At 58.5% G+C, this 15,599-nt stretch carries 16 protein-coding genes; 9 read left to right on the top strand and 7 right to left on the bottom strand.

Features of this window, described 5'->3' with window-relative positions; all coding sequences use genetic code 11:
* Positions 1-55 precede the first annotated feature (55 nt).
* The gene (gene norR, locus OKF39_RS18585; protein WP_479983235.1) at positions 56-1,570 is read left to right on the top strand and encodes a nitric oxide reductase transcriptional regulator NorR; all 1,515 of its coding nucleotides are present in this window, start codon (positions 56-58) and stop codon (positions 1,568-1,570) included.
* Here the strand turns inward: norR and gutQ are convergent.
* From gutQ to srlA, 7 genes are all read right to left on the bottom strand, one after another.
* Complete coding sequence (gene gutQ / locus OKF39_RS18580) at positions 1,567-2,532, bottom strand: arabinose-5-phosphate isomerase GutQ (RefSeq protein WP_041908497.1); 966 nt, start codon at positions 2,530-2,532, stop codon at positions 1,567-1,569. The genes norR and gutQ overlap by 4 nt on opposite strands.
* Entirely contained in the window at positions 2,525-3,298 is a 774-nt protein-coding gene (gene srlR / locus OKF39_RS18575; protein ID WP_010434430.1) for a glucitol operon DNA-binding transcriptional repressor SrlR, read from the bottom strand. The genes gutQ and srlR overlap by 8 nt, the downstream gene beginning before the upstream one ends.
* A 63-nt stretch (positions 3,299-3,361) precedes the next feature.
* On the bottom strand, positions 3,362-3,721 hold the full coding sequence (gene gutM / locus OKF39_RS18570) for a transcriptional regulator GutM (protein ID WP_479983234.1): 360 nt from the start codon (positions 3,719-3,721) through the stop codon (positions 3,362-3,364).
* Between the two features lie 67 nt (positions 3,722-3,788).
* Positions 3,789-4,568, bottom strand: a complete 780-nt coding sequence (srlD, locus tag OKF39_RS18565) for a sorbitol-6-phosphate dehydrogenase (RefSeq protein ID WP_047367508.1) — start codon at positions 4,566-4,568, stop codon at positions 3,789-3,791.
* A 14-nt stretch (positions 4,569-4,582) separates the two neighbouring features.
* Positions 4,583-4,945 carry a PTS glucitol/sorbitol transporter subunit IIA gene (gene srlB / locus OKF39_RS18560; protein ID WP_479983233.1) on the bottom strand — a complete coding sequence of 121 codons (363 nt, stop codon included), beginning with the start codon at positions 4,943-4,945 and terminating at the stop codon, positions 4,583-4,585.
* Between the two features lie 12 nt (positions 4,946-4,957).
* Positions 4,958-5,917, bottom strand: coding sequence for a PTS glucitol/sorbitol transporter subunit IIB (gene srlE, locus OKF39_RS18555; protein WP_479983232.1), 960 nt, complete (start codon positions 5,915-5,917; stop codon positions 4,958-4,960).
* Positions 5,914-6,477: a PTS glucitol/sorbitol transporter subunit IIC gene (srlA, locus tag OKF39_RS18550; protein ID WP_003862164.1), complete on the bottom strand. Its 564-nt coding sequence runs from the start codon at positions 6,475-6,477 to the stop codon at positions 5,914-5,916. Before srlA ends, srlE begins: the two co-directional genes overlap by 4 nt.
* A gap of 253 nt (positions 6,478-6,730) precedes the next feature.
* On the opposite strand from srlA, the gene mltB reads away from it, so the two are divergent.
* From mltB to alaS, 8 genes are all read left to right on the top strand, one after another.
* Complete coding sequence (mltB, locus tag OKF39_RS18545; RefSeq protein WP_168733281.1) at positions 6,731-7,831, top strand: lytic murein transglycosylase B; 1,101 nt, start codon at positions 6,731-6,733, stop codon at positions 7,829-7,831.
* A gap of 256 nt (positions 7,832-8,087) precedes the next feature.
* Positions 8,088-8,741: a metal ABC transporter ATP-binding protein gene (locus OKF39_RS18540; protein WP_045629920.1), complete on the top strand. Its 654-nt coding sequence runs from the start codon at positions 8,088-8,090 to the stop codon at positions 8,739-8,741.
* The gene (locus tag OKF39_RS18535) at positions 8,738-9,598 is read left to right on the top strand and encodes a metal ABC transporter permease (protein WP_045629919.1); all 861 of its coding nucleotides are present in this window, start codon (positions 8,738-8,740) and stop codon (positions 9,596-9,598) included. The genes OKF39_RS18540 and OKF39_RS18535 overlap by 4 nt, the downstream gene beginning before the upstream one ends.
* A gap of 14 nt (positions 9,599-9,612) precedes the next feature.
* Positions 9,613-10,491 carry a metal ABC transporter substrate-binding protein gene (locus tag OKF39_RS18530; RefSeq protein ID WP_479983231.1) on the top strand — a complete coding sequence of 293 codons (879 nt, stop codon included), beginning with the start codon at positions 9,613-9,615 and terminating at the stop codon, positions 10,489-10,491.
* A 129-nt stretch (positions 10,492-10,620) separates the two neighbouring features.
* Positions 10,621-11,118 carry a nicotinamide-nucleotide amidase gene (gene pncC / locus OKF39_RS18525; protein WP_028014190.1) on the top strand — a complete coding sequence of 166 codons (498 nt, stop codon included), beginning with the start codon at positions 10,621-10,623 and terminating at the stop codon, positions 11,116-11,118.
* An 89-nt stretch (positions 11,119-11,207) separates the two neighbouring features.
* Positions 11,208-12,266: a recombinase RecA gene (recA, locus tag OKF39_RS18520; protein ID WP_028014189.1), complete on the top strand. Its 1,059-nt coding sequence runs from the start codon at positions 11,208-11,210 to the stop codon at positions 12,264-12,266.
* 68 nt (positions 12,267-12,334) lie between these two features.
* Positions 12,335-12,835, top strand: a complete 501-nt coding sequence (gene recX, locus OKF39_RS18515; protein ID WP_028014188.1) for a recombination regulator RecX — start codon at positions 12,335-12,337, stop codon at positions 12,833-12,835.
* A gap of 131 nt (positions 12,836-12,966) precedes the next feature.
* On the top strand, positions 12,967-15,594 hold the full coding sequence (gene alaS / locus OKF39_RS18510; protein WP_479983230.1) for an alanine--tRNA ligase: 2,628 nt from the start codon (positions 12,967-12,969) through the stop codon (positions 15,592-15,594).
* Positions 15,595-15,599: the final 5 nt, after the last annotated feature.

Raw genomic sequence — 15,599 nt, 5'->3', positions numbered from 1 at the left:
TCCTAAAAAGAGTCAATATGACATTATGCATTGTCAAAATGACAGTGAGGCAGGCATGAGTTTTTCCGTAGACGTGCTGGCGAAGATCGCCATAGAACTGCAAACCGGTATCGGCCATCAGGACCGCTTTCAGCGCCTGATCTCCACGCTGCGCCACGTGCTGGATTGCGATGCGTCGGCGCTGCTGCGTTACGAAGGGCGGCAGTTTATTCCGCTGGCTATCGACGGCCTGGCGAAGGACGTACTCGGGCGGCGCTTTACGCTGGAGGGCCACCCGCGTCTGGAAACCATCGCCCGCGCGGGCGACGTGGTGCGTTTCCCGGCAGACAGCGATCTGCCCGATCCGTACGACGGCCTGATTCCGGGGCAGGAGAGCCTGAAGGTGCACGCCTGTATTGGCCTGCCGCTGTTCGCCGGGCAGAATCTGATTGGCGCATTAACCCTCGACGGCATGTCGCCGGATCAGTTCGATACCTTCAGCGACGAAGAGCTGCGCCTGATTGCGGCGCTGGCCGCTGGAGCGCTGAATAATGCGCTGCTGATAGAGCAGCTGGAGAGCCAGAATATTCTTCCCGGCAGCCCGGCGGCGTTTGAGCAGGTGGCGCATACGGAGATGATCGGCCTTTCGCCCGGCATGGCGCAGCTCAAAAAAGAGATTGAGATTGTTGCCGCGTCCGATCTGAACGTGCTGATCTTCGGAGAGACCGGTACCGGTAAGGAGCTGGTGGCGAAGTCCATCCACGAAGCTTCGCCGCGCGCGGTCAACCCGCTGGTGTACCTCAACTGCGCGGCGCTGCCGGAAAGCGTGGCGGAGAGCGAACTTTTCGGTCACGTCAAAGGGGCGTTTACCGGGGCCATCAGCAACCGCAGCGGCAAGTTTGAAATGGCCGATAACGGCACGCTGTTTCTTGATGAGATTGGCGAGCTTTCCCTTTCACTTCAGGCCAAGTTGCTGCGCGTATTGCAGTACGGCGACATCCAGCGCGTGGGGGATGACCGCAGCCTGCGGGTGGACGTGCGGGTCCTTGCTGCGACCAACCGGGATCTGCGCGAAGCGGTGCTGGCCGGGCAGTTCCGCGCCGACCTGTTCCATCGCCTGAGCGTGTTCCCGCTGTCCGTGCCGCCGCTGCGCGAGCGCGGAGACGACGTGGTGCTGCTGGCGGGTTATTTCTGCGAACAGTGCCGTCTCAAAATGGGGCTGTCCCGCGTGGTGCTTAGCCCGGGGGCGAGAGCGCATCTGCTCAGCTACGGCTGGCCGGGCAACGTGCGCGAGCTGGAGCATGCGATTCACCGCGCGGTGGTGCTGGCGAGGGCGACGCGCTCGGGGGATGAAGTGGTGATTCATGCGCGCCATTTTGCGCTGCATGAGGAAAATGCCCCGACCGTGAAGCCTGCTGTGCCTGGAAGCGCAATCGAAAACCTGCGCGAAGCGACGGAAGAGTTTCAGCGTCAGATGATTACCCGCGCGCTGGAGCTGAATAACCGCAGCTGGGCGGCGTGCGCGCGGGCGCTGGAGATGGACGTCGCCAACCTGCACCGGCTGGCGAAGCGTCTTGGGCTGAAGAGTTAAATAATCCCGGCCTGGTAGAAGTCCTGCAGGTTGATAGCGCCGCACAGCCTGCCGTGCTCGTCCACCACCGGTGCGGCGGTGATTTTGCGCTTCATCAGCACCTCTTTGGCTTCAATGGCGCGGCTGTCGGCATTGAGCGTCAGCCCGCCTTTGGTCATGGCGTCAGACACGTTTGTTTCCAGCCTGCCACCGCCCACCAGCCAGCGGCGCAGGTCGCCGTCGGTGAAGACGCCCTTCACGTTTCCGCCGTCATCGCATACCGCCACCAGCCCCAGACCGGTGCGGCTCAGCTCCAGCATCGCGTCCATCACGCTGGTATCGAGTTTGACCTGCGGAATGGCATCGTCGGTGCGCATCAGATGGTGAACCTTGTTGAGCAGTCGCGCGCCGAGCGCACCTGCCGGATGCGAACGGGCAAAATCTTCCTCATTGAATCCGCGCGCCTGCATTACCGCCATCGCCAGCGCGTCGCCCATCATCAGGGTGTTAACGGTGCTGGAGGTCGGGGCGAGGTGCATCGGGCAGGCTTCACGCTCAACGGAAATATCCAGCGTCGCTTTGGCGGCCAGCGCCAGCGGCGAGCGGGGTTTCCCGGTCATCGCCAGCAGGGCGACCGATTTTTCCTGCAGGCGCGGAATAATCAGATCCAGCTCTTTGGCCGAACCGGAGTAAGAGATAAACAGCATCACGTCGCGGCTTTCGATCATCCCGAGATCGCCATGCAGCGCCTCTGCCGGATGCACGAAGAACGCCGGGGTACCGGTGCTGGCGAGCGTCGCGGCAATCTTCTTGCCGATATGGCCGGATTTACCGATGCCCGCCACAATCACTTTGCCTTCGCAGTGGATAATGGTGTTGGCGGCGCGGACAAAATCCTCGCCCAGACGTTCCGGCAGGCGGCTGGCTTCCTGCAGCTCCAGCATCAGCGTCTGGCGGCCCGTTTCTAACAGAAAATCACTCATCTCTTTCTCCGGTTACGATCACGTCGATCCCTTTCTCTTCCAGCGCTTTTTTGAACGCCGGATCAATACCCGCGTCGGTAATCAGCTTATCAACGCTTTCGAGGCTACAGACAATATTGGGGCTTTTGCGGCCAAACTTCGACGAGTCGGCCATTAAAATCACTTCCCGCGCGGCGTTACACATGGCTTTGCTGACGCTGAACACCTCGTTAAACGTCGTGACGCCTGCGTTCAGGTCGATGCCGTCGGTGCCCATAAACAGTTTATCGAAGCTGAAGTGGTCGAAAGCGTTCTCCGCCAGTTGGCCGTGAAAGGACGCCGATTTTTTGCGGAAGGTGCCGCCGGGCATCAGGATGGTCTGCTCGCTGTCGAACTCCGACAGTGCGTTGACGATGTGCAGGCTGTTGGTCATCACCGTGATGTTGTTAAAGCGGCTGAGCAGGGGGATCATCTGCAGGACGGTACTGCCTGCGTCGAGGATTATGGAATCGCCGTCCTGGATAAATTTGACGGCGGCTTCGGCAATCAGCGCTTTCTGGTGGGTATTGATCAGCGTTTTGTGATCGATTGGCGGGTCCGCTTCGTCCTTGTTGAGCACCACGCCACCGTAGGTGCGAATAACGGCGCCAGAGTTTTCGAGCAATACCAGGTCCTTGCGTATTGTCGTGCCGGTGGTGTCAAAGTAGTGGGCCAGATCCTCTACCGAGCATTTTCCCTGCTTTTGCAGATGCTCGAGAATGGCCGCCTGCCGCTGACGTGGTTTCATAGGCGCTTCGTTCCTTAGGTTGCGAAATGATAATTTCGCAAGTCTATAACTTTCACAACGAAATTATCCATGTTTCAGATTGAGCGCTAATGATAGTGCATTCTGACAGAGTGGATCATGGGGAAAGATCACATCAGGCTGCAATTCCTGAAACAAGAGGCCGTTGATTGCCTGGATTTTGGCCGGACGGGCAAATACCGTCATGCCACGCATGAGGAGGGAATCGCACACCCGGTCGTGCTCGTCCAGCGCTACGGCGACGACCACGCGCGGTTTAAAGCGTCCGCCGGAACGCCCGACGCCGACGCGGCCCTTCTGACACAGCGCATCAAACGCGCGGTTAAACTGGTGGATCTGCCAGCCGCCAAACGCCATCTGGCACAGCCAGGCGAGGGCGGCGACGGTGATGAGTGCGGTTACCATATCGACTCCTTGTTTTGTTCCCTCTCCCGGTGGGAGAGGGTTAGGGTGAGGGCATCAGGCCGCTCGATCAGAACATGATCTGCCCACCGGTCACGTTAATCGACTGCCCGGTGCAGTACGACGCTTTCGGACTGGCGTAAAACAGCAGCATGTTCAGCACGTCCTGATAGTCACACCCGCGCTTCAGCGGCACTTTATCGATGTAGTACTGCTCCACTTCCTCAGCCTTGATGCCGAGCTTGGTGGCGTACTGCGGCAGCAGGGACTGGAACATCGGCGATTTCAGCAGGTTGCCCAGCATCAGCGAGTGCACGGTAATCCCGTATTCGGCCAGATCCAACGCCAGGGACTGCGTCAGCCCCACGCCGCCAAACTTCGCCGCGCTGTAGCCGGAGTTGTGCTTGCTGCCCACTTTCCCGGATTTGGAGTTGATCTGAATGATGCGCCCCTGAATCCCGTCGCGGATCATCAGGCGGGAAAACTCGCGGGCGCAAAGGAAATAGCCCACCAGATTCACCTGCAGCGAACGGTCAAAATCCCCCAGCTCGAAATCGCTGATAAACGCCGCTTTCGCAATCCCCGCGCTGTAGACCAGCAGATCGGTGCGCCCAAAAATCTCGTCCACGCCGCGAGCCAGCGCCATCACGCTCTGCTCGCTGGTGGCGTCGGCACCAAACCCGTACGCCATCCCTTCGCCAAACTCGGTGTTAATGGTGTCCGCCACGCGGGCGGCTTTTTCACTCTGAATGTCCACTACCGCCACGCGGTAGCCCTCTGCGGCAAGCCCACGGCAGAGGAACTCGCCTAAGGTTTGTCCCCCACCAATGACAACGGCAACCTGACTCATGTGACTCTCCTTAATTACGCAACAAATTTTAACGTGCAGCCTGGGGTGACAGACTGCGGAACCGGGCCATCCACGTGAACCGTACCGGGGTATTCCGCCTGCGGCTGGCCGTCGAAGCGCAGGGTGATGTGGCCGAGCTCGCGCAGGTTTTGCTCCGCCACGTCGCCGACGGCGGTGACGACATAGCGCGCCTCGCCCAGCTCCAGCTGGCTTCCGGCCTTCAGCTCGCCGTTCAGTTCGCCGTGGCAGTGGATAAAGCAAAACTCTTCGATATCCGCCGGAGCGCCTTCGCGGAAGGTGATCAGCATCTGGTCGCTCAGCGCGTCCGCTGCGCTCTGGCCGATGCGGATAATGGTGGTCTGGTAAATGACGTTCATTGCAGGAACCTCTTATTGATAGATAAAGCCGGAGACAAACCAGGCAATCAGCACCGTCGGCGCGCCCGTCAGGAAGCGGCTCACCAGCACGGACGGCACGCCCACGCGCACGGTGTCCTGGCGCGCTTCGGCCAGCGACAGACCCACGGGGATGAAGTCGCACGCCGCCTGGGCGTTAATGGCAAACAGGGCGGGCAGGGCGAGGTGCGGGGGAATGTTGCCCAGACCAATCTGCACCCCTATCAGCACGCCGATGACCTGGGCAATCACCGCGCCCGGGCCGAGGAACGGCGACAGCAGCGGGAAGGAGCAGATCAGCGCCAGCGTCACCAGCCCGAGCGGGTGGCTGGCGAGCGGGGCGAGGCCGTGGGCAATCCAGTCGCCCAGGCCGGACGCCATGATGATGCCGATCAGCGCCGAGATGAACGCCATAAACGGCAGAATCGTTTTCAGCACCGTATCGATAGTGTCGCGCCCGGACTGGAACAGCACCGCCACGGCGGAGCCCATCCCCATCCCGACCTTCGCCAGCAGGCCGTCGCTTTGCTCGGTGATTTTCTTGCTGGTGTCGTACTCGCGCGGGGCTGCTTTTTGCGGCGCGGCAGAGCCATTCACCAGAGTGATGTTGTCCTCCTTCACGCCCGAGACATAAATGTCCTCAAGGATGTACTGCGCCAGCGGGCCGGATTTCCCAGTGGAGTGAATATTCACCGTCGGAATGCGGCGCTTCGGATAGATGCCGCAGCGCAGCGTGCCGCCGCAGTCAATCACCGCCACGCCGATGTCCGCTTCCGGCGGCTCGCCCTCTTTAAAGCCGTCAACCGCTTCCCAGCCGGTCAGCTCGCGCAGCTTGTCGACAATCGCCGGGCGCGTGCCCGCGGTGATGTAGACGATCTTTTTGCCTTCGGTGGCGTCGAACTCCAGCGGGCCGCCCCAGCCGCCCGTGCCTTTCTCAATGCGGATCCGGTTCATGCTGTCGCTCCTGAAAGATGGACCTTCTGTTCAAGCTGGATGCCCATTTTTTTCTCGAAAATAGCGGTGGTGAGGTCAGTCACCCAGCCGCGAAAGAAGTTGGTCACCAGGCCAACCAGCAGGTAGCTCACCGCCAGCGGGCCGAGCGGCAGGCCAAGCGTGGTCAGGCCGCTGGCGATCCCGAGATAGACAAACAGCTCACCGGGGTTGATGTGCGGGAACAGGCCGTTCATCGAGTGGCAGCTGTAGGAGGCGGCGGCGTAGTAGCTCGGCTTGTACTTTTCCGGCATAAAGCGGCCGAGGCTTAAGGTCATCGGGTTACAGAAAACAAAGGTGCCGATGAATGGCAATATCAGGTAGCGGGACAGCGGGTTACCGGCGCAGCGCTGGGCAAAGCGTTCGATGCGCTGCTGGCCGATAAAGTTGATCAGCGCGTTCATGATCACCAGCAGGCTGATCAGCAGGGGCAGGATCCCGGTCACCATACCGGTGAACACTTCTCCGCCTTTCTGAAACAGCCCGATGAACCACTCGGCGCCGTGGGTGATGGTCTCTATCATTCTTCTCTCCTGTGGGGCTTTTTTGTTTTTGTATAACTGCGGCTAATAATAATCACTTTGAAAGGTTTTAAAGTGTTAGTTAGATCTCACAATGAAAGAAAAATGTATTATTTTGAAAGTTAATTGATGAGGTGAATGATTTTCGGTGGAAAAAAGCGCGGATTTGCGTTGTGGAGGCGCGTACCGCTTCCTTGAGGTGTTGCGGATGCTTTACCATACTGGGTTCTTGTCGAACCCGTTAAATGGATGTCTCATGTTCAAGCGTCGTTATGCAGCGCTGTTGCCTGCGCTTATCCTGCTGTCTGCCTGTAGCAGCAAACCTAAGACCGAAGCCGTTCAGCAAACGGCGGGCGCACCTTCCGGGGGATTCCTGCTGGAGCCGCAGCACAATATGATGCAGATGGGAGGCGACTTCGCGAATAACCCGGCGGCCGAGCAGTTCATCGATAAAATGGTGAGCAAACACGGTTTCGACCGCCAGCAGCTGCATGAAATTTTGTCTCAGGCGAAGCGTCTGGACTACGTTCTGCGCCTGATGGACAGGCAGGCACCATCCGCCCAGGTGCCGAGCGGGCCGAACGGCGCGTGGCTGCGCTACCGCAAACAGTTTATTACCCCGGACAACGTGCAAAACGGCGTGGCGTTCTGGAACCAGTATGAAGATGCGCTCAACCGCGCGTGGCAGGTTTACGGCGTGCCGCCGGAAATCATCGTCGGGATTATCGGCGTAGAGACCCGCTGGGGGCGCGTGATGGGCAAAACCCGCATCCTCGACGCACTGGCGACACTCTCCTTTAACTACCCGCGCCGCGCGGAGTATTTCTCTTCCGAGCTGGAAACCTTCCTGCTGATGGCGCGCAACGAGCAGGACGATCCGCTCGATCTGAAAGGGTCATTTGCCGGCGCGATGGGCTACGGCCAGTTTATGCCGTCCTCCTATAAGCAGTATGCCGTCGACTTTAACGGGGATGGTCACATTAACCTGTGGGATCCGGTGGATGCCATCGGCAGCGTGGCGAACTACTTTAAAGCGCACGGCTGGACGCCGGGCGGCCAGGTTGCCGTGCAGGCGAACGGCGAAGCGTTTGGTCTGGAAAACGGCTTTAAAACCAAATACAGCGTTGCGCAGCTGACGGCGGCAGGCTTAACGCCAACCCAGCCGCTGGGCAATGTTGACCAGGTGAGCCTGCTGCGTCTGGACGTGGGAACCGGCTACCAGTACTGGTACGGCATGCCGAACTTCTACACCATCACCCGCTACAACCATAGCACCCACTATGCGATGGCGGTGTGGCAACTGGGGCTGGCGGTATCGCAGGCTCGCGTCCCGGCGGCGTCGCCGTTTAGTCAGTAACTCGCCTTTTTCCGCCCTCTCCCTGTGGGAGAGGGCACCCGCGCGCACCTCTTCCCGCAGAAACATTTCGCCACACTCCCATTTCATTCCCGCCGTTTACATCTTCATCGCCTTTCATTATTGTTATGTTATAACATTATTTTTGAGTTGAAATATCCATGTCCCTGTTTTCTCTCTCATCCCCGGTTCGGCTGCTGCTGGCGATGGTGCTCATTCTTTTTCTCGGGCTGGCCGTGCGCTGGGCGGTGGCGCTGCCATGATCGTGATGAACGCACTGGTTGCGGGCTACGACCGCCAGCCCGTCACGCGTCCGCTTTCGGGCGTGATTGAACGCGGCAGCATGACCGCGATTATCGGCGCCAACGGCTGCGGCAAATCCACGCTGCTGAAAACCCTCGCCGGATTTATTCCGCCCGTCAGCGGCAGATTTCACTGGCAGGGTAGACGACCGGTAATCGGATGGCTGGCGCAGCGTCACGCGCTGGAAGCGCAATTTCCGCTGACCGTCCAGGACGTGGTGAGCATGGGCTGCTGGCCCGGAATTTCGCTTTTCGCCGGTTTTCGTCGCGAAGCGCGTCTGCGCATTAGTGGTGCACTTGAGCGCGTGGGGCTGGAGTCGATGGCGCTCTCCACCATTGATGAACTCTCCGGCGGCCAGTTTCAGCGCATGCTTTTTGCCCGCGTGTTAGTACAGCAGGCGCCGCTGGTGATGCTCGACGAGCCCTTCACCGGCGTTGATGAAGCGACTTGCAACGTGCTGATGGATCTGATGCTGGAGATGTATATGCAGGGGCAAACGCTGCTCGCGGTACTGCACGACAGCGAGCGCGTGGCGCGCCACTTCCCGCAGACGCTGCGGCTGGATACTGACGCCCCCCAGTGGAAAACCGAACGGGTGAGGGTGGCATGATCTGGCACACATTCTTCCAGCCGTTTATCGAATTCGGCTTTATGCGCCGCGCGCTGGTGGTTTGCCTGGCGCTCTCCGTCAGCACCACCGCGCTCGGCGTGTTTCTTCAGCTGCGCCGGATGAGCCTGATGGGCGATGCGCTTTCTCACGCCATTTTGCCCGGCGTCGCCGTGGGGTATTTGCTCAGCGGGATGTCGCTGTTGGCTATGACCGTTGGCGGGTTTATCGCCGGGATTGCCGTTGCGCTGGTGGCCGGGCTGGTCAGCCGCCGCACGCCGCTGAAAGAGGATGCCAGCTTTGCCGGTTTTTACCTGGGGTCACTGGCGCTGGGCGTCACGCTGGTATCTCTGCGCGGCTCGAATGTCGATCTGCTGCATCTGCTGTTTGGCTCAATCCTCGCGGTGGACAACGACGCCGCGCTGTTTGTGACCGGCGTGTGCATCTTCACCCTTATCATGCTGGCCCTTTTTTACCGCGGGCTGGTGACGGAGGCGTTTGACACCGCCTGGCTGCAGGTGAATGCCCGCTGGCTACCAGGCTTATTGCACGGTCTGTTTCTGGCGCTGCTGGTCCTGAACCTGGTGGCCGGTTTTCAGGTGCTCGGCACGCTGATGGCCGTCGGGCTGATGATGCTCCCGGCGGTGGCGGCGCGCTGTTGGGTACGCACCTTACCCGGATTACTCCTGATGGCCGGTATCAGCGGTATTTTCTGCGCGTGGCTGGGGCTAAGCCTCTCCTGGGCGGCAAGTTTACCCGCGGGGCCATCTATTGTGCTGACCGCCAGCGCGCTGTTCTTTATTTCCGTTTTATTTGGCACGCGCAGCAGGCTGGCTGGCAGCCTGCGGGCGCTTTTTTAACGCAAGGGGAAACGATGAAAAGTACAGGATTAATCATGGCGCTAGCGCTGGGGATGATGTCGCATAGCGTGATGGCGAAAACGCTGAATGTGGTCACCAGCTTTTCGATACTGGGGGATATCGCGCAGGAGGTGGGGGGCGATCGTGTAAACGTGACGACGCTGGTGGGGCCGGACGACGATCCGCATACCTTCGAACCGTCGCCTAAGGACAGCGCGGCGCTGAGCAAGGCTGACGTGGTCGTGGTCAACGGTTTGGGGCTGGAAGGCTGGCTCGACCGCCTGGTGAAAGCCTCCGGGTTCAAAGGCCAGCTGGTCGTTGCCTCAAACGGGGTGAAAACCCACACGCTTGAGGAAGATGGAAAGACCGTGACCGATCCGCACGCCTGGAACAGCGCGGCGAACGGTGCGCTGTATGCGCAAAATATTCTGAACGGGCTGGTGAAAGCCGATCCAGAAGACAAAGCGGCGCTGGAGGCTTCAGGAAAACCATACATTGCGCAACTGACTCAACTGGACAGCTGGGCCAAAACGCGCTTTAGCCAGATCCCGCAGGAAAAGCGCAAAGTGCTGACCAGCCATGACGCGTTTGGTTATTTTGGCCGCGCTTACGGCGTAACCTTCCTGGCACCTCAAGGGCTCTCTTCAGAGAGCGAGGCCAGCGCGTCGCAGGTGGCGGAGATTATCAAGCAGATTAAAGCCGACGGCGTGAAAACGTGGTTTATGGAAAACCAGCTCGACCCGCGTCTGGTGAAGCAGATTGCGTCGGCGACGGGCGCACAGCCGGGCGGCGAACTTTACCCGGAAGCCCTGTCGGCAAAAGGTGGGGCAGCAGACACCTACGTTAAGGCGTTTCGCCATAATGTCGATACGCTTGCGAACAGCATGAAATAATATTTCTACAGCCGGTGCGCCCGCACCGGCTTTTTTCTGAAGCCCCCTCGTAAAACCTGAAGCGCATCCCCATATCTGACGAGAAAGTGCTATCTTGTGCTGCACGTTTTTCTCAAGCCTGGAGCAAGAATGACTGACCATGAATTGATGCAGCTTAGCGAGATCGTTGGCCTTGCCCTGAAGCAGCGTGGCGCGACTATTACCACCGCGGAATCCTGCACCGGCGGCTGGGTGGCGAAAGCGATTACCGATATCGCCGGCAGTTCCGCCTGGTTTGAACGTGGCTTTGTGACCTACAGTAACGAAGCTAAGGCGCAGATGATTGGCGTGCGCGAAGCCACGCTGGAACAGCATGGCGCGGTCAGCGAACCGGTTGTCATTGAAATGGCCATTGGCGCGCTGAAAGAGGCGCGGGCAGATTACGCCATTTCCATCAGCGGCATCGCGGGGCCGGACGGCGGCAGCGACGTGAAGCCTGTCGGCACCGTCTGGTTCGGGTTTGCCACGTCCAAAGGGGAAGGGATCACCCGCCGGGAGTGCTTCAGCGGCGATCGCGAAAGCGTGCGTCGTCAGGCTACCGTTTATGCGTTAAAAACGCTCTGGCAACAATTTCTACAAAATACTTGATACTGTATGACTATACAGTATAATTGCACCAACAGAACAGAAGTCCATGGTGAAGCGCAGTTGCTTCTCCCGGCATGACAGGAGTAATAATGGCTATCGACGAAAACAAACAGAAAGCGTTGGCGGCAGCACTGGGCCAGATCGAAAAGCAATTCGGTAAAGGCTCCATCATGCGCCTGGGTGAAGACCGTTCCATGGATGTGGAAACTATCTCCACCGGTTCGCTTTCTCTGGATATCGCACTGGGCGCGGGCGGTTTGCCGATGGGGCGTATCGTAGAAATCTACGGTCCGGAATCCTCAGGTAAAACGACGCTGACCCTGCAGGTTGTTGCAGCGGCGCAGCGCGAAGGTAAAACCTGTGCGTTTATCGATGCCGAGCACGCGCTGGACCCGGTCTATGCCCGTAAGCTGGGCGTTGATATCGACAACCTGCTGTGTTCCCAGCCGGACACCGGCGAGCAGGCGCTGGAAATTTGTGACGCGCTGGCACGCTCCGGTGCGGTTGACGTGATCATCGTCGACTCCGTTGCGGCGCTGACGCCAAAAGCGGAAATCGAAGGTGAAATCGGTGACTCTCACATGGGCCTCGCGGCACGTATGATGAGCCAGGCGATGCGTAAGCTGGCCGGTAACCTGAAGCAGTCCAATACGCTGCTGATCTTCATCAACCAGATCCGTATGAAAATTGGTGTGATGTTCGGTAACCCGGAAACCACCACCGGTGGTAACGCCCTGAAATTCTACGCCTCTGTCCGTCTGGATATCCGCCGTATCGGCGCGGTTAAAGAGGGCGAGAACGTGGTGGGTAGCGAAACCCGCGTGAAGGTTGTGAAGAACAAAATCGCAGCACCGTTCAAACAGGCCGAATTCCAGATCCTCTACGGCGAAGGTATCAACTTCCTCGGCGAGCTGGTTGACCTGGGCGTGAAAGAGAAGCTGATTGAAAAAGCGGGCGCCTGGTACAGCTACAACGGTGACAAGATTGGTCAGGGTAAAGCGAATGCTATCTCCTGGCTGAAAGAGAACCCGGCTGCGGCGAAAGAGATTGAGAAGAAGGTGCGTGAGCTTCTGCTGAACAACCAGGACTCCAAACCTGATTTCGTGGTGGATGCCGCGGATGCTGAAGAAACCAACGAAGACTTTTAAGTCTCTCGTGTAAAGATGAAGGGCTGCTGACGCGGCCCTTTTTGCATTTCTGATTCTGCAGGTTTTTTATGAGTGAACCGACATCACGCCGACCCGCCTACGCGCGCTTGCTGGATCGTGCGGTACGCATTCTCGCCGTGCGCGACCACAGTGAACAGGAGCTGCGGCGGAAGCTGTCAGCGCCCGTCATGAGCAAAAACGGGCCGGAAGAGATTGATGCCACTGCGGAAGACTACGACCGCGTGGTGGCCTGGTGCTATGAGCATCATTACCTGGACGATGACCGGTTTGCCTCGCGTTTTCTCGCTAGCCGTGGTCGCAAAGGGTATGGGCCCGCGCGCATCCGCCAGGAGCTTAACCAGAAAGGGGTGGCCAGGGAGTCCATCGAAAAAGCGATGCGCGAAAGCGACACGGACTGGTGCGAACTGGCAAAAGAGCAGGCGATTCGTAAGTACGGCGAACCGCTGCCGCGTGAATTTTCAGAAAAAGTCAAAATCCAGCGCTTTTTGCTCTACCGCGGCTTTCTGATGGAAGATATTCAGGATATCTGGCGTAATTTTGCCGATTGAACGCATGCGGGATTTTACTTCCCACTAAAGAAAACTTATCTTATTCCCACTTTTTCCAGTAGCTGGTCCGTCCAACGGTTTACCGATACAGGCTGGCTACGACATTTCGTTAGCTTGATTTCAGGATAATTATGAGCAAGAGCACCGCTGAGATCCGTCAGGCGTTTCTCGATTTTTTCCATAGTAAGGGACACCAGGTTGTTGCCAGCAGCTCCCTGGTACCGAACAACGATCCGACTCTGCTGTTTACCAACGCCGGGATGAACCAGTTCAAGGATGTGTTCCTTGGTCTCGACAAGCGTAATTATTCCCGCGCCACAACCTCACAGCGTTGCGTGCGTGCGGGCGGTAAACACAACGACCTGGAAAACGTCGGTTACACCGCGCGCCACCACACCTTCTTCGAAATGCTGGGTAACTTCAGCTTCGGCGACTACTTCAAACATGATGCCATTCAATACGCATGGGAGCTGCTGACCGGTGAAAACTGGTTCAACCTGCCGAAAGAGCGTCTGTGGGTGACCGTCTACGAAACCGATGACGAAGCGTTCGAAATCTGGGAAAAAGAAGTGGGTATCCCGCGCGAGCGTATTATTCGCATCGGTGATAACAAAGGCGCGCCATATGCGTCTGATAACTTCTGGCAGATGGGCGACACCGGTCCTTGCGGTCCGTGCACCGAGATCTTCTACGATCACGGCGACCATATCTGGGGCGGCCCTCCAGGCAGCCCGGAAGAAGACGGCGATCGCTATATTGAGATCTGGAACATCGTCTTCATGCAGTTCAACCGCCAGGCTGACGGCACTATGGAGCCGCTGCCGAAGCCATCCGTTGATACCGGTATGGGCCTGGAGCGTATCGCCGCGGTTCTGCAGCACGTTAACTCCAACTACGAGATTGACCTGTTCAGCACTCTGATCAAAGCCGTTGCGAACGTTACCGGCGCGACCGATCTGAACAACAAATCGCTGCGCGTTATCGCAGACCATATTCGTTCCTGTGCGTTCCTGATTGCCGACGGCGTTATTCCGTCGAATGAAAACCGTGGCTACGTGCTGCGTCGTATCATTCGCCGTGCGATCCGTCACGGCAACATGCTGGGCGCGAAGGACACCTTCTTCTATAAACTCGTTGGGCCACTGATTGGCGTGATGGGGTCAGCCGGCGACGAGCTGAAACGCCAGCAGGCGCAGGTTGAGCAGGTTCTGAAAACCGAAGAAGAGCAGTTCGCTCGTACGCTGGAGCGCGGTCTGGCGCTGCTGGACGAAGAACTGGCGAAGCTTAAGGGCGACACGCTGGATGGCGAAACCGCTTTCCGCCTGTACGACACCTACGGCTTCCCGGTTGACCTGACGGCGGACGTTTGCCGCGAGCGCAACATCAAAGTTGATGAAGCAGGCTTTGAAGCCGCGATGGAAGAGCAGCGTCGTCGTGCGCGTGAGTCCAGCGGTTTCGGTGCAGACTACAACGCGATGATCCGCGTTGATAGCGCGTCTGAATTCAAAGGTTATGAAGCGCTGGAACTGACCGGCAAAGTGACCGCCCTGTTTGTTGACGGTAAAGCCGTAGACAGCATCAGAGCGGGTCAGGAAGCCGTCGTCATTCTGGACAAAACGCCGTTCTATGCGGAATCCGGCGGTCAGGTTGGCGATAAAGGCGAACTGAAAGGCAACGGTTTTAGCTTCAGCGTCAGCGACACCCAGAAATACGGTCAGGCGATCGGTCACCAGGGCAAACTGGTATCCGGTTCTCTGAAAGTGGGCGAGGGCGTACAGGCTAACGTTGATGAAGCACGCCGTGCGCGCATTCGTCTGAACCACTCTGCAACCCACCTGATGCACGCAGCCCTGCGCGACGTGCTGGGTACCCACGTTGCACAGAAAGGTTCTCTGGTAAACGATAAAGTGCTGCGCTTCGACTTCTCGCATTTTGAAGCGATGAAGCCGTCTGAAATTCGCGCGGTGGAAGACCTGGTGAACGCGCAGATCCGTCGTAACCTGCCAATTGAGACCCACATTATGGATCTTGAGGACGCGAAGAAAAAAGGTGCGATGGCGCTGTTTGGCGAGAAATATGACGAGCGCGTTCGCGTGCTGAGCATGGGCGACTTCTCTACCGAACTGTGCGGCGGTACTCACGCCTCGCGCACCGGTGACATCGGCCTGTTCCGCATTGTTTCCGAATCCGGTACGGCTGCAGGTGTGCGTCGTATTGAAGCGGTGACCGGTGAAGGCGCAATCGCCAGCCTGCATGCGCAGAGCGATCAGCTGCACGACATCGCGCAGCTGCTGAAAGGCGATAGCCAGAATCTGGGCGAGAAAGTGCGCGTTGCGCTGGATCGCACGCGTCAGCTGGAAAAAGAGCTGCAGCAGCTGAAAGAGCAGGCTGCGGCGCAGGAGAGTGCAAACCTCTCCAGCAAGGCTGTAGACATTAAGGGCGTCAAACTGCTGGTCAGCGATCTGGCGGGCGTTGAGCCTAAGATGCTGCGTACTATGGTCGACGATCTCAAGAACCAGCTTGGTTCTACCGTTATCGTGCTGGCGACAGTGGCAGAAGGTAAGGTTTCTCTGATTGCGGGCGTCTCTAAGGATGTGACCGACCGCGTTAAAGCAGGGGAACTGATTGGTATGGTCGCTCAGCAGGTGGGCGGCAAGGGTGGCGGTCGTCCGGACATGGCGCAAGCCGGTGGTACGGATGCGGCGGCACTTCCTGCGGCATTAGCCAGCGTTGAAAGCTGGGTAAGCGCGAAACTGTAATAACT

The organism is Enterobacter cloacae complex sp. HYC042_NIDB (assembly GCF_056673315.1).
The sequence above is the reverse complement of the archived record's forward strand: the minus strand, read 5'-3'. Positions and strand labels throughout refer to the sequence as shown.

What these genes read in the sequence shown, in the direction of transcription:
- norR (WP_479983235.1), top strand. Translation starts at nt 56, where the DNA reads ATGAGTTTTTCCGTAGACGTGCTGGCGAAGATCGCCATAGAACTGCAA.
- gutQ (WP_041908497.1), bottom strand. Translation starts at nt 2,532, where the DNA reads ATGAGTGATTTTCTGTTAGAAACGGGCCGCCAGACGCTGATGCTGGAG.
- srlR (WP_010434430.1), bottom strand. Translation starts at nt 3,298, where the DNA reads ATGAAACCACGTCAGCGGCAGGCGGCCATTCTCGAGCATCTGCAAAAG.
- gutM (WP_479983234.1), bottom strand. Translation starts at nt 3,721, where the DNA reads ATGGTAACCGCACTCATCACCGTCGCCGCCCTCGCCTGGCTGTGCCAG.
- srlD (WP_047367508.1), bottom strand. Translation starts at nt 4,568, where the DNA reads ATGAGTCAGGTTGCCGTTGTCATTGGTGGGGGACAAACCTTAGGCGAG.
- srlB (WP_479983233.1), bottom strand. Translation starts at nt 4,945, where the DNA reads ATGAACGTCATTTACCAGACCACCATTATCCGCATCGGCCAGAGCGCA.
- srlE (WP_479983232.1), bottom strand. Translation starts at nt 5,917, where the DNA reads ATGAACCGGATCCGCATTGAGAAAGGCACGGGCGGCTGGGGCGGCCCG.
- srlA (WP_003862164.1), bottom strand. Translation starts at nt 6,477, where the DNA reads ATGATAGAGACCATCACCCACGGCGCCGAGTGGTTCATCGGGCTGTTT.
- mltB (WP_168733281.1), top strand. Translation starts at nt 6,731, where the DNA reads ATGTTCAAGCGTCGTTATGCAGCGCTGTTGCCTGCGCTTATCCTGCTG.
- OKF39_RS18540 (WP_045629920.1), top strand. Translation starts at nt 8,088, where the DNA reads ATGATCGTGATGAACGCACTGGTTGCGGGCTACGACCGCCAGCCCGTC.
- OKF39_RS18535 (WP_045629919.1), top strand. Translation starts at nt 8,738, where the DNA reads ATGATCTGGCACACATTCTTCCAGCCGTTTATCGAATTCGGCTTTATG.
- OKF39_RS18530 (WP_479983231.1), top strand. Translation starts at nt 9,613, where the DNA reads ATGAAAAGTACAGGATTAATCATGGCGCTAGCGCTGGGGATGATGTCG.
- pncC (WP_028014190.1), top strand. Translation starts at nt 10,621, where the DNA reads ATGACTGACCATGAATTGATGCAGCTTAGCGAGATCGTTGGCCTTGCC.
- recA (WP_028014189.1), top strand. Translation starts at nt 11,208, where the DNA reads ATGGCTATCGACGAAAACAAACAGAAAGCGTTGGCGGCAGCACTGGGC.
- recX (WP_028014188.1), top strand. Translation starts at nt 12,335, where the DNA reads ATGAGTGAACCGACATCACGCCGACCCGCCTACGCGCGCTTGCTGGAT.
- alaS (WP_479983230.1), top strand. Translation starts at nt 12,967, where the DNA reads ATGAGCAAGAGCACCGCTGAGATCCGTCAGGCGTTTCTCGATTTTTTC.